The 13,394-nt window shown below is 70.1% G+C and carries 9 protein-coding genes; 6 read left to right on the top strand and 3 right to left on the bottom strand.

Going from position 1 to position 13,394, the window contains the following annotated elements:
* Positions 1-9 precede the first annotated feature (9 nt).
* Together ACO0LU_RS14445 and ACO0LU_RS14440 are read right to left on the bottom strand one after the other, a co-directional pair.
* Complete coding sequence (locus tag ACO0LU_RS14445) at positions 10-1,674, bottom strand: acyl CoA:acetate/3-ketoacid CoA transferase (RefSeq protein ID WP_424792042.1); 1,665 nt, start codon at positions 1,672-1,674, stop codon at positions 10-12.
* A complete protein-coding gene (locus ACO0LU_RS14440) occupies positions 1,671-2,426 on the bottom strand; it encodes an IclR family transcriptional regulator (RefSeq protein WP_424792041.1) in 756 nt (251 codons plus the stop codon). Before ACO0LU_RS14440 ends, ACO0LU_RS14445 begins: the two co-directional genes overlap by 4 nt.
* A 50-nt stretch (positions 2,427-2,476) precedes the next feature.
* Between ACO0LU_RS14440 and ACO0LU_RS14435 the strand changes: the two genes are divergently transcribed.
* From ACO0LU_RS14435 to ACO0LU_RS14415, 5 genes are all read left to right on the top strand, one after another.
* Positions 2,477-3,256 carry an SDR family NAD(P)-dependent oxidoreductase gene (locus tag ACO0LU_RS14435; protein WP_424792040.1) on the top strand — a complete coding sequence of 260 codons (780 nt, stop codon included), beginning with the start codon at positions 2,477-2,479 and terminating at the stop codon, positions 3,254-3,256.
* Positions 3,253-4,521: an AGE family epimerase/isomerase gene (locus tag ACO0LU_RS14430; RefSeq protein WP_424792039.1), complete on the top strand. Its 1,269-nt coding sequence runs from the start codon at positions 3,253-3,255 to the stop codon at positions 4,519-4,521. The genes ACO0LU_RS14435 and ACO0LU_RS14430 overlap by 4 nt, the downstream gene beginning before the upstream one ends.
* A gap of 48 nt (positions 4,522-4,569) precedes the next feature.
* Positions 4,570-5,724, top strand: coding sequence for an acyl-CoA dehydrogenase family protein (locus tag ACO0LU_RS14425; protein WP_424792038.1), 1,155 nt, complete (start codon positions 4,570-4,572; stop codon positions 5,722-5,724).
* 161 nt (positions 5,725-5,885) lie between these two features.
* Positions 5,886-6,815, top strand: coding sequence for a GNAT family N-acetyltransferase (locus ACO0LU_RS14420; protein WP_424792037.1), 930 nt, complete (start codon positions 5,886-5,888; stop codon positions 6,813-6,815).
* A gap of 82 nt (positions 6,816-6,897) precedes the next feature.
* Positions 6,898-8,316, top strand: a complete 1,419-nt coding sequence (locus ACO0LU_RS14415) for a plasmid pRiA4b ORF-3 family protein (RefSeq protein ID WP_424792036.1) — start codon at positions 6,898-6,900, stop codon at positions 8,314-8,316.
* A gap of 18 nt (positions 8,317-8,334) precedes the next feature.
* Here ACO0LU_RS14415 and ACO0LU_RS14410 read toward each other — a convergent pair whose 3' ends face one another.
* On the bottom strand, positions 8,335-11,769 hold the full coding sequence (locus ACO0LU_RS14410; protein ID WP_424792035.1) for an SNF2-related protein: 3,435 nt from the start codon (positions 11,767-11,769) through the stop codon (positions 8,335-8,337).
* A 202-nt stretch (positions 11,770-11,971) separates the two neighbouring features.
* Here ACO0LU_RS14410 and ACO0LU_RS14405 point away from each other — a divergent pair, with 202 nt between their 5' ends.
* The gene (locus ACO0LU_RS14405; protein ID WP_424792034.1) at positions 11,972-13,393 is read left to right on the top strand and encodes an L-lactate permease; all 1,422 of its coding nucleotides are present in this window, start codon (positions 11,972-11,974) and stop codon (positions 13,391-13,393) included.
* Position 13,394: the final 1 nt, after the last annotated feature.

The raw sequence follows: 13,394 nt of genomic DNA, 5'->3' as shown, positions 1-13,394 counted from the left end.
AACCTCTCTTCAGTGAGTTATTTTCTCGTGGGTGGGCTGCGGGTGGGTTGCGGGCGGTGTGGTGGGGTGATGGACGGCGGGCGCGGGGTCGGGGTGCTGGAAGAACTTCGCGTCCATGACGGACACGTCGCGGACCATGGGGGTGAAGTCCATCCGGTCCAGGACGTCGGCCTGCAGATCGATCCCGGGAGCGATCTCGATCAGTTCCAGGCCCTCCTCCCCGAGGGTGAACACGGCGCGTTCGGTGACATAGAGAATCTCCTGGCCCAACTCCCGGGCCCGGGCCGCGCTGAAAGTAATCTGGGAGACCTCCTCGACGAACTTGTGCACCTGACCTTCGGTGGTGACACGCAACTGACCGTCGCCGATGTCGAACCTGGCGCCGATGGCCGTGAATGAACCGCAGAACACCACCCGCCTGGTGCCCTGGGTGATGTTGATGAACCCGCCGGCCCCGGAGATCGCGCCCTTGGGCCGGGAGGAGTTGACGTTGCCGTACTGGTCCACCTCGGCCACCCCGAGGAAGGCGATGTCCAACCCGCCGCCGTCGAAGTAGTCGAACTGGTAGGCCGCGTCCATGCTGACCGCGGGGTTGTAGACGGCGCCGAACTCCACCCCACCGGCCGGTATGCCGCCGAGGTGGCCGTGCTCGACGGCGAAGGCCAGGGTCTTGGTCAGCCCGCGCTCGGAGGCGATCTGGGCGATCCCGTCGGGCATCCCGACGCCGAGGTTGACCACCGAGTGCGGCTTGATCTCCTCCGCGGCCCGTTCGGCGACCACCCGGCGCGGCCCGACGGGCAGTACCGGCAGACTCGTGGCCGGGGCGCGCACGGCTCCGGTGAAGGCGGGCTGGTAGTACTGCCGGGAGGTCTGCGGCTGGTCCGGGGCGAGCACGAGGCCGTCCACCAACGCGCCGGGCACCTTCACGGCGTGGGGATGCATGGCGTAGGCCTCGGTGAGGTACTTCACCTGCGCGTACACCCTGCCCCCGTTGGCCTTGACTGCCTGGGCGGCGGAGAAGGCCTCCAGCATCGAGGCTTCCTCGGTGAAGGACAGGTTGCCCAGTTCGTCGGCACAGGTGGCCCGCAACAGGGCGACATCCAGGCGGGGTGCAGGATAAAACAGGTACTCCTGACCGGCCAGTTTCACCACCTCGACGATCTCCTCAGTGGTGACCGCGTTCAAGCGGCCACCTTCGATCCGGGGATCCACGAACGTACCCAGGCCGACACCGGTGACCAGGCCGGGGCGCTTCCCTCCGGTCTCGCGCAGCAGTTGGGCGATCACTCCTTGCGGCAGGTTGTAGGCCTCGATCACGTCACGCTGGGCGAGGTCGGCCATCTTGGGCGCCATGCCCCAGTGCCCACCGACCACGCGCTTGACCAGGCCCTCGTGGGCCAGGTGGTTCAGTCCGGTGCTCTCCCGGTCACCAATACCGGAGCAGTGCCAGATGGTCAGGGAGGTCGGAGCGGCATCGGTGGTGAAGCGTTCCTCGAGCGCGGCCAACAGCCGGCCCGGTTCCTGCAGACCTCCGCCGGAGCCGCCCACGAAGACCGTGGACCCGGCCGGGATGCGCGCGGCGACCTCGGCCGCCGACAGCACCGGCCTGGAACTCCACTGGCCACGCGGGTGTGCCACGTCTGAGGTGGCGGGGATCGATGGGGCAAGACTCATCGTGGACTCACTCCTGCAGTGCGTAACACATCCCGGCATCGGGTCAGGGCGGCCAGGAAGTCGCGCCGGCGGTCTGCTCCGGCGCGTTGGGTGGGTGCGGAAACACACATGGCGTATCGGCCATCGGGATCGTGTTGGATCGGTACCGGGATGCCGACCGAGGTTACGCCGACCTCGTTCTCCTCGTTGGCTTCGGTGTAGCCGCGCCGGACGCTGCGATCGATCTCGGCGGACAGGTCGGCGCTGTCCGTGATCGTGTTCGCGGTGAAACTGCGCAGTTCCAAGGTCTGGATCAACTCTTCGCGCTGCGGCGAGGGCAGGGCGGTGAGTAGGGACTTGCCGATCGCGGTGCAGTGCAGTGGCCCACGCTGGCCCACGCTGCCCTTGATTCCCAACAGCCCTGGTCCGTGGATCACGTCCAGGTAGATGAACTCCTGACCGATCAAGGTGCCCAGAATCACGGTCTCCCCGACGCTGTCGGCCAGGTCGGTGAGGATGCTGTGCATGTCGCTCAGGCCACTCGAGGCGTGCATCGCCTCCACGGCCAGGAACATCTGCGGTCCGAGCCGGTAGGTGGCCGAGGGGGAGCGGGTGACCCAATTGGTGGCGACAAGGGTCGACAGCATCCGGTGGGTGGTGCTGACCGGCAGGTTCTGAGCGCGGGCGATCGTGCTCACGCCCTGCCCGTGCGGATGCTGCATCAGGTGCCGCAGGACGCGCAGCCCCTTCGCCAACATACTGTCCGTTTCCATGGAGCGGAAAGCCCTCCCGTCGAGTAGAAGGCAGACGGTAGCATGCAGGAATGCTTCGATCTACCCCCTCAGCCGAAGATCGCGATCCCGGTTCCGTGGTCCCCGATGCGTTCGCCCGCCTGGAGGACCAGGTGGTGCTCGTCACCGGTGCCGGCGGAGCCCTCGGCGTCGCCCTGATCGCCACCCTGCGGGCGGGCGGCGCTAGGGTTGTGGCCGCCGACCTGCACGACGGGCAGCCCACCGACGACGGCGTGCACCCGGTGGCGATGGACGTCACCAGCGAGGCTTCGGTGCATTCCGGAGTACAGGCCGCCGCGGGGGTGTGGGGCCGCCTGGATGCCCTCGTCAACAACGCCGGGGTGATGGAGGAGGTCGGTGTTACGGACGAGCGTGCGGCGCAGGTGTGGACGCGCACCATGGCGGTCAACCTGGACGGGGCGCACCGGGTGATCCGGGCGGCAGTGCCGCACCTACGGCGAAGGCCCTCTGCCGCGATCGTCTCGATCGCCTCCCAGTTGGCCTATGCAGGAGGACCGCGGGCGAGTGCCTACACCGCGTCCAAGGCGGGGCTGGTCGGCCTGACCCGCGCGCTGGCCCACGAACTGGGTCCACGGGTCCGGTGCAATGCCGTGGCGCCCGGACCGCTTGAGACGGCGATGACGGCCGGCTACCCCGAGGAGTGGCGTGCCCGTAAGACGGTGCGGATGATCCAGGGCAGGTTCGGCCTCGCCGAGGAGGTGGCCCCGGTGGTGCGGTTCCTACTCAGCGACCAGGCCTCCTTCATCACCGGTCAGACCGTGCACGTCAACGGTGGCGGGGTGATGTCGTGATCGTGGCAGAAACGGAACTGAGCCAGGAGATGCTCACCGAGGTCGCGCATCTGCTGGACTTCGGTGCGGGCGCCCGACTGCCGCATGGCGGGTTCGGGTGGCTGGACACCACCGGGGTGCCGATGCCCGGGCGCCCGCGGATGCTGTACGTCACCTGCCGGATGACCCACACCTACGCCCTCGGCGCGCTCGCCGGGCACCGCGGCGCCACCGAGATGGCGCGCCACGGAATCGCTGCGATCAACGACGTCTTCCGCGACGACGACCACGGCGGGTGGTTCACCGCGGTCGACGAGACCACCGCGGAGCCGGTGCAGCCGAACAAGTGGGCCTACCCGCACTCCTTCGTGGTGTTGGCGGCCTCCTCGGCCACCATCGCCGGGGTGCGCGGTGCGCGGGTTCTCCTCGCCGAGGCCCTGGCGGTGTTCACCGAGCGGTTCTGGGACGAGACCCAGGGCGCGCCGGTGGAGGAGTGGGACCGCACTTTCACCACACTGAGCCCCTACCGCGGGGCCAACTCGGCGATGCACGCGGTGGAGGCGTTGCTGGCGGCCACCGATGCCACCGGTGACGGGCGCTGGGCGCAGAAGGCCCACCGGATCTCCGAGCGGATGGTCGTGGCCGCCCGCGATCACGAGTGGCGCCTGCCCGAGCACTACGACGAACAGTGGCAGCCCGACCTGGAGCACAGCGCCGATCAGCGGGAGGACCCGTTCAAGCCCTACGGTGCCACGCCCGGGCACTCCTTCGAGTGGGCCCGGCTGCTGGTGCACCTGGGGCAAGGCGATGCGGACCTGAACGCTGCGGCAGAGCAGTTGTTCCACCGCGCCGTCACCGACGCCTGGGCTGTTGACGGCGAGCAGGGGTTCGTCTACACCGTGGACTGGCAGGGTGAGCCGATCGTGCGCAACCGGCTGCATTGGGTCCTGTGCGAGGCGCTCGCAGCCGCGAGCGTGCTGGGTCAGACCACCCAACTGCTCGAGTACCCCACCTGGCTGCAGCGGTGGTGGCGCTACGCCGGGGAGCACCACATCGATACCGTCGGGGGCTCCTGGCACCACGAGCTCGGCCCGGACCTGAGGCCCTCCACGCGCATCAGGCCCGGCAAGGCCGACATCTACCACGCCGTGCAGGCCTGCCTGCTGCCGGTCCTGCCACCGGCCCGGTCGCTGGCCGGAGCGCTGGCCGGCACAAGCGTCCACCTTCCCGAACCACCTGCTCGCGGGCGCTGGCGTGGCCGCGGCGCAACCGATGGGCAGCAGTAGCCCCGAACCGACGGCGCGGACGCGACCGTCACCCCGAAGGAGAGTCCCATGACGGCGCACCCCGATCTGACCGGAACCAGCGACGACCTGCGGGAGATGGTGCGCGAATTCGCCGCAGCCCGCATCGCACCGCTGGTGGCCGAACTCGACGAGACCGAGCGTTTCCCGAGTGAGATCTACCAGCAGATGGGTGGGCTCGGACTCTTCGGCATCACCATCGACGAGGACGACGGGGGTGCCGGCGGAACAGTCGCCGACTACATCACCGTGATGGAGGAACTCTCCTACGGATACGCCAGCGTGGCCGACCAGTGCGGGCTGGTGGAACTGGTGGCCTCGCTGCTGGCGGCGCACGGCACCCCCGACCAACGCGAGCAGTACCTGCCCGGGCTGCTGGCCGGCACGCTGCGCTGCAGTTACGCACTGACCGAGGCCGGAGCCGGTTCCGATCTGGGGGGCGTGGCGACCACGGCCCGCCGCGACGGCGATGACTGGATCCTGAACGGGGAAAAGGTGTTCATCCACAACGCACCGGTGGCCGACTTCGCGATGGTGCTGGCCGTCACGGATGCGTCCAAGCGCAAGCGCGGTGGCATGTCGATGTTCCTGGTGGACGTGGACCAGCCCGGTGTGGAGCGCGCCTACACCGAGCACAAGATGGGTCAGCGGGCCTCCCCGGTGGGCGGCTTCGTGTTCCGGGATGTCCGCCTGCCCGCCACCGCCCTGCTCGGCGCCGAGGGAACCGGCTTCGGGGCGGTCCTGTCCGTGCTCGAGAAGGGGCGCCTGGGGATCGGTGCGCTCGCCAACGGCATCACCCGTTCAGCGGTGGACACCGCCCGCGACTACGCGGTCGGCAGGCGTCAGTTCGGCCAGCCGATCGGGGCGTTCCAGGCCGTCTCCTTCACCCTGGCGGACATGGCCACCGAGTATCAGGCCGCCAGGTTGCTGCTGGAGTCCGGCGCCGCGCGCCTGGACGCCGGTCAGGAGGCCGGGGTGGCGTGCTCGATGGCCAAACTGTTCGCCAGCGAGACGGCGGTGCGCACCACCGGGCATGCCGTCCAGATCCTGGGTGGGGCCGGATACATCCGTGGGGTTCCGGCCGAACGGCTCTACCGCGATGCCCGGGTCACCACGATCTATGAGGGGACCAGCGAGGTGCAGCGCCTGATCATCTCCCGGGACCTGCTCGGCCGGCTCGCGTGAACCATGCCCTCGGCGGGCTCGCCTGACCACGCCCTCGTGGGCTCGCCCGAGTCGCTGCTCGGCCGGCTCACCCAGGCGACTGACCCCGTCGGTTCGCACGTGTGTGTCCCCACCCCACGGCCCGGTCCGCTGCGGTGCGTGGGCAGGCTAAGGTCGACGCCGTGGATCTGATCTGGCGGCCTCTGACCCGGCACGATGTGGCGGCAGCCACGGAGTTGAACAACACCGTGGCCCGCGCCGATGGCACCGGGGAGGTGATCACCCAGGACGCCCAGGCCGACTTCCTCAACCAACCGAGATTCGATCCGGGCACCGACACCATGAGTGTGTGGAAGGGCACGGACCTGATCGGTGCCGGCGTGGTGTCCAGCCGCGAGACGCTGGTGGAGGGCCGGGCCCTGATGGGCACGCACGGACACATCCACCCCGACCACCGCCGCCAGGGCCTGGGCACCCAGTTGCTCACCTGGTTGCAGGAGCGGGCACTGGCTCTGGCTGCCGAGCGCTTCCCCGGCGCTCCGGTGCGGTTGCGCACCTCCGGGGGCCTGGCCGATTCACCCACCCAGCGCCTCCTGGAGGCCTGGGGTTACACCCCGGACAACTACTTCCTGACCATGGAGGTGGACCTTGCCGCCTGGACCGACCCGGGCACGGCGACCCGCGCCGTCGCCCCGGACGTAGCGACGCAGGATGGCATCCGCGAGGCGCACAACGACTCCTTCCGTGACCACCGCAACCACAGTGAGGTATCCGCCTCGGACTGGGAGCATTTCGCCACCATGTCCACCCTGCGGCCAGAACTCTCGCGGGTGATCCGCGACGGCGACCGGGTGCTGGCCTACGCGATCGCGGGGGAGCACCAACCCGGGGTTGTGCACATCAACCTGGTGGGAACCCGCCGGGAGGTGCGCGGCCAGGGCCTGGCCAAGGACGTGCTGATCGCGGCCCTGCGGGCGGCGCGCGACGCCGGGTACCGCCTCAGTGAACTGGAGGTGGACTCCACCAGCCCTACCGGCGCCGACCGCCTCTACCGCTCGGTGGGCTACCAGGAGGTGCGGGTGATCTCCCGCTACATCCGCGACGTCGACTGATCGAATCGCGCCGCCGATGTCGCGTGCGGGTTGCAGTTCCGATAAGGCCACGATCCGGTTTCAGGTGGGGCACGATGGGGCGGTGCCCACCACCTACCGTGTCCGGATTGACCTGGACGATGTCACCCCGCCGATCTGGCGGGAGGTGAGCATCGGTGCCGACAAACCGCTCCCGGTCCTGCACTGCGTGCTGCAGGAGGCGATGGGGTGGATGGATTCCCACCTGCACGCCTTCCGCCGCACCGCTGCCGGCGGGCACGTACAGGCCTGGCAGGAGTCCCCGGACGTGTTCGAGCCCTCGCTCCCGGAAGCGCCCTCCGTGCAGGAGGAAGCCGAGGCCACCGTGGCCGATCTGCTACCGGGCAAGGGGGCGCGGGCGACGTATCTCTACGACTTCGGGGACGGGTGGGAGCACTCCCTCACCGTGGTGGAGGTCACCGACGAGGCAGCCGACGACGACGCAGCGCACGTTGTGGACGGAGAGCGCGCCGGCCCGCCGGAGGACTGCGGCGGAGCCCCCGGCTACATGCGCTTGCGGCGGAACCTGACCGCACTGGCCCAGGACCCCGACGCTGATCTGGAGGAGGGCGAGCGGGAGGTCATCCACCTCACTTTCGGCTCCCGGGAACCGGCCCGGATCCTCGCCCTGCTGGACCGATTCGACGTCCGGACCGCCGACGCCCGGGTCCGTGCCGTCACCACGCCCTTGCCCGCCATCGGTGCTCCGTTGTCGCAAGTGATGGCCGAGGCGGAGGCCCGTGGCTCGGTGCTGCTGACGCGGATGGCCCACCTCGCGCGTCTGGATCACACCAACCGGCTTGACCCCGATGCCTACGTGGCGATGATGGACCCGCTCATCTGGTTCCTGCGGCACACCGGCACCGACGGCCTGCGGCTGACCTCCGCCGGATATCTCCGGCCGGCCGACGTAGCGGCCGTGGCACAGCGGCTGCAGTTGCACCAGGAGGGTCCAGGCGCCCACAACCGGGAGTCATACTCGCCCCGGGTGACGGAATTCCGTGAGACGGTCCAGGCCCTCGGGTTGGCGCGCAAGGCCAAGGGCGCGCTGTCGCTGACCACTGCCGGCAAGAGTCTCATGGACAACCCGGTGGCGCTGTGGCGGCACGTGGTGGGCCGGCTCCCGCTGGGCCGCACCGAGTTCGACCGGGCGTGCGCCATGGTGATGTTGCTCGACCTGGCCGGGCAACCCGTGGCGGAGGCGGAACTGGTGACGCGTTTCGATGCCCTGGAGCCGGCGGAGCGATCCGACCGGATACGCAGGGAGCGGGCCCGGGTGGACCACAGACTGGCCGATGCGGTCTCGGCGCTGGGCTGGCGCACCGATGAGGGACTGGTCGACGGGCTGGACGTGCGCCTGCGTGGCTACCTGACCCTGACGGTGCTGCGACGCTGTGGTGTGCTTCCGCACTCCCGTGGGGACCTGCTCTGGACCCCCACCGCTCACGGGCGGGAGTTGCTGATCGCCGCGCTACGCGCCTGAGGCGCACCCGGCACGTGCTCAGGCGAGCAGTTCGCGCAGTTCCGCGGCGCTGAGCGCGCCGGATTTGGTGGTCCGCGCCGGTGCCGGTGCGGTTGAGAATGTGGCCCCAGCCTCGGCGGCGGTTTCGGCTGTGCCACCTTCGCCGTCCTCCGCCAGCACCCCGGCCACGAGTTCGCGTTTGGACTCCTGCAGGGCCAACACCTTCTCCTCGATGGTGTTGGTGGCCACCAGCCGGTAGACCATCACCGGCCGGCGCTGCCCGATCCGGTGCGTGCGATCCACCGCCTGGGCCTCCACCGCAGGGTTCCACCACGGATCGGCCAGGACAGCGTAATCGGCCATGGTCAGGTTCAGACCAACCCCGCCGGCCTTGAGGCTGATCAGGAACACCGGATCATCGCCCTTGGCGAAACCCTCGATCACTGCAGCCCGGCGCTTGGTGGACCCGTCCAGGTAGGCATAGCCCACGCCCTCGGCCCGCAGCCGCTCGGCGATCCGGCCGAGGTACCGGGTGAACTGGGAGAACACCAGCACCCGGTGCCCTTCCGCCGCGGCCTCGTGCAGCAGTGGGAGCAACACCTCGAGCTTCGAACTCTGTGCCGTGGTCTCCGGGTCCACCAGGGAGGCGTCGATGGCCAGTTGTCGCAGCCGGGTGAGCGCGGCCAGGACCTCCACCCGGTTGCGGTCCAGATCCTCCACCAGCCGCAGCACCCGCTGGCGCTCGAGTTGCAGGTGCTTGTCGTACACCCGCCGGTGTGCCGTGTTCAGTTCCACCGGTACCACTTGCTCCTGCTTGGGAGGCAGGTCGGTGGCGACCTGGTCCTTGGTGCGCCGCAACAGGAACGGAGCGATCCGGCGACGCAGCCGGGACATCAGGTCCGGAGCCTGCGCCTGCCCGCTCTCGATCGGGCGGCGGTAGACCGCTCGGAACTGTGCGGGGCTACCCAACAAACCCGGTGCGACCAGCGCCGACATCGCCCACAACTCCTCCAGCGTGTTCTCCAGGGGTGTGCCGGTCACGGCGAAGGTGAGCGGGGCGGCGACCTTCTTGGCGCTCGCGAACGCCTTGGAGGTGTGGTTCTTGGCGTGCTGGGCCTCATCGAGTACCAGGCCGGCCACGTCCAGGTCGGCGTACTCGGCCGCCTCCAGGCGCAGCAGCGCGTAGGAGGTGACGATGACGTCGGCCTCGGCGGCCACCTCGGCGAGCGTGCGCCCGCGGCGGGCCCCAGTCGCGCTGACCTGTGCCACGCGCAGATCCGGGGTGAACTTGGCGGCCTCGGCCACCCAGTTCGGCACCACCGAGGTGGGCGCGACCACCAGCCACGGTCCATGCGGGGCCGTCTCTGCGGGCTCCGGCGGATTCAGCACTGCCGGTGCGGAGGGGATGATCTCGGAGCCGGCAGGTTCCTCGCCTGCGGTGATCGCTGCGACATTGGCGGCCTGGGTGCGCTCATCGAGAATCATCGCCAGCACCTGCACCGTCTTACCGAGCCCCATGTCATCAGCGAGGATCCCGCCCAGTCCGCTGCGACGCAGGGTGGCCAACCACTCATAGCCCGACTGTTGATAGGGCCGCAGCGACGCGCGCAGCCCGGCCGGGACCGGCGGGGGGTCGGGCCGGTGCTGCGCCGCTCGCCGCAGTGCCCGGAACCACTCATGCTCCGAGGCGGACACCAGGCCGAGGGCCAGTAACTCCTCCCACCAGGACACCTGCACGCGTGGAACCCGCAGTGCCTTGCGACGCTGGTCACCCAACTCGCGGGACTCGGCCAGCAGCGCCCGGAGTTGTTCCAGTTCGGGGTCGTCCAGCAGCACATAGGTGCCATCGGGAAGGAAGAGGGCATCGAGCTCGCGGGTCAGGGCCGTGATGACGTGACTGATCGGCACCTCCCGCCCGGCCACGGCCATGGTGACGTCCAGATCGAGCCAGTCCCGCCCTGCCTCGGTGACCGAGACCTGCACCGTCGGCTCGCCGGCGTGGGTGAACGTCGGCAGCGCACTCGCGGTGACCACCACCCCTGCCTCCTGCAACTGCGGAAGGACCTCACCGACCAGGGTGACCACGGCCAGCCCCTGCACGTGCGCGCGCGGACGTGGCCGCTCGTCGGCGACCGTGCCGGGCAGTGGTTGCAGCAGTGCCGCAGCACGGGCGCACAGCGCCCGCTCGGCCTCGGCCTCGCGCCGCGGATCCATCGGCTCAGCGAGCAGGTCGAGGGGGCCGTACCCCTCGCCGTGCTCGTCCCGGTAGTGCACCGACCAGGCCAGCACCGCCTGCGGTGTGGCCGGTTCGTGCGAGGCGGCGGGTACGCCGTCGGTGCCGGCGGCGACCTGAACCTCCAGGTGCAGCGCCGGGGTAGGAGGCGGCGGCGGGATGTAACTGTCATCGGGACTGATCCAGACCTCCCGGAGGATGCGCGGCAGCACCTCCCGCTGGAACTGGCGACGGTCGGCCGCTGGGACGCGCACCGGGGCGCCGGTGCGGTGCAGGGCGAACCAGGCCGGGCTCGCCGGACGGCTCAGGGGAGCCAGGTGCAGACCTGCATCATCGGTCCAGATCAGGCCGTGGGGCGGGGTACCGATCGCGGCCAGGCTCTGCCCGGGTTCCGGCGCGTCCGGATGGGTGAGCACGGTGCCGACCCGGATCTCGCCGTCGCGTTCGGTCACGGTGATCGGCGCCGTACCCGGCTCGGTCTCGATCATGACCGTGCGGTACTCAGTGGCAACCAGTTCCACGCCGGAGGCCACGATCTGCTCCAGAATCGGCCACAGGCCGGGGTTGTCTATCCGGTCCAAGCTGATCCAGTTCGGCTCACCCATCGACCACGGGTCGGACTGGTTGGCCATCCGGCGCAGGGCGTCCAGGGCGTCCACCTGGGACCGGGCGGCACCGTCGATGTGGCCGCCCCGCACGCTCGACCAGGTCGCCCCGGCGTTCACCCAGGCCTTGCGCTTTCCCGGCCGCATCGGCCGCACCCGCAAGGCGCCGTCCTCGGCACGGCCCGCCCAGGAAAAGTGATGAGGTGCACCGGCGGCCGGCGGGTCGAACTCCACCGCCAGGGCCAGTGAGGAGGTGGCGGGCTGCGGTCCTCCGAAGACCTCGGTGAGCACGCTCTGCCAGTGCGCGGGCGCACGGCCGGGCTCTCGGGTGTGGTGCCGCGCGGTCAACAGCAGGGCCACGGCGTGCTTGCAGTCGAACTGCACCGGGCAGGTGCACTGCCCCTCGATCTCATCGACGTTCCCGTGCGAGGTGACCTGATACTCGGCCCGCACCTGATAGGTGCGTCCGCCCGACCCCTGGCAGGTGCCGGCCACGTACCGGTTCCGATGGTCGTGCTCCAGGACCTCGGCCCGGCCCTGGCGTGCGTAGGCCCGGCCCCGGGTGAACGTGTTGGGGCCCACGATCCCGATCAGTTCGATGCCGGTGTCCACGCCGTCCACGTTAGATGGTGCCACCCACATCTAACCTCGGTGCCTGCGGCAGCGGTGGATAGCAGGAGCGGGGCAGGGCGGTGGTGGATAGCAGGAGCGGGGCAGGGCGGTGGTGGACAATCGCTATTTGCCGGCGTCTGCGGCGCCGGGCGATACTGACCGGGCCGTCCGGGCCGGTGATCACCGTGGTCACCGACATCTGGCCCGGCACCTGCCGAGCCACAACATGACTGAACTCATCCTTGCCCTGGCGCCCTTCGCCGTCGTCCTCGGGATGCTCACCGTCCGGATCCCCGCCCTCTGGGCCGGCCTCGCCGGACTCGCGGTCGCCCTGCTCGGCGGTTCCACCGTATTCACGCCCACGGGTGAGGCGGTGGCGGCGACGGCGGCCCAGATGGGCCCGACCGTGCTCGCGGTGGCGCTGATCATCCTGGGCGGCTTGGGGCTGGCCGAGGCGATGGCCCGCAGCGGCGGGCAGGACGCCATCGCCGACTGGCTCGATCGCGCGGAGGCCGGCCAGGACCGCACCGTGTCGCTGCTGCTCCTGGTCTACGGGCTCACCCCGTTCCTCGAGGCTGTCACGGGGTTCGGGATCGGGCTGGTGATCTCCGCACCGCTGCTGATCAGGCACGGACTGGCACCGGTGCGGGCGGTGACGGTGGGGCTGCTCGGCATGGTCACCGCGCCCTGGGGATCGCTGGCCCCGGGCATGCTGGTGGCCTCCCGACTGGGTGGGGTGGACTTCGCCGAACTCGGTGTGTGGTCGGCGCTGCTGAGTCTTCCGGTGCTGGTGGTGAGCATGGTCGGGGTGCTGGCCCTGGCCGGTGGTCGGGTCGGTGCACGGCAGGTGGTGCTCGCCGCCGTCGTGGTGGCGCTTCAGTGGGCGGGCCTGATCGGGGCGAGCCTGCTGGTGGGTCCGCCGCTGACCGGTGTACTGACCGCGCTGGTGGTGATCGTGGTGCTGCTTGTCCTGACCCGCATCAGCCACGGGCCGCTCCCGGCGATCACGACCCGGCTGCGCAGGGGCGTTCGGCCCTACCTGATGCTGGTAGGCGGGATCCTGGTGACCACCGCCGCGCTGGCGATCGCGGGGGATCCGGCGGGACTGGCGTGGCTGTCCAGTCCGGCGCTGTGGCTGATGGCCTCCGCGATGCTGGCTCCGGTGCTACTCGGGATCCCGAGGGTGGAGCGTCCGGGGATGGCGATCCAGGTGCTGAGGCGCTGGCTGCGCCCCGGTGGCACGGCGGTGATGTTCCTGGCGTTGGGCATCGTGATGGCTGTCACCGGGATGGCCGACTACCTGGCGGTCACTGCCGCACAGATGGGGATCGGATTTCTCGCGACGATCCCCGCCATCGGCGCCCTGGGTGGTTACCTGACCGGCTCCAACACGGGTTCGGCCGCCATGTTCTCCACCGCCACCACCACGGCCGCCCTCGGGCTGGACACCAGCCCGATGGTTCCCCTGGCGGCCCAGAACGTGGCCGCGTCGTTCGGGATGAACGCCTCACCCGCACGGATCGCGCTCGCCACGGCGGTTGCCCTACCTGCCGGGGAGCGGTTCCCTGCGCGCTACGTCGCGTTGCTGGCAGGGGCGATCACGGTGGCCGTGGCGATCCTGGGAGCCGCGACGCTGCTGATCGGATGAG

The organism is Pseudactinotalea sp. Z1748 (genome assembly GCF_049725185.1).
Lineage (GTDB): Bacteria > Actinomycetota > Actinomycetes > Actinomycetales > Beutenbergiaceae > CALKWS01.
Note: the sequence above shows the minus strand (reverse complement) of the source record. Positions and strands in the feature narration are given on the sequence as shown.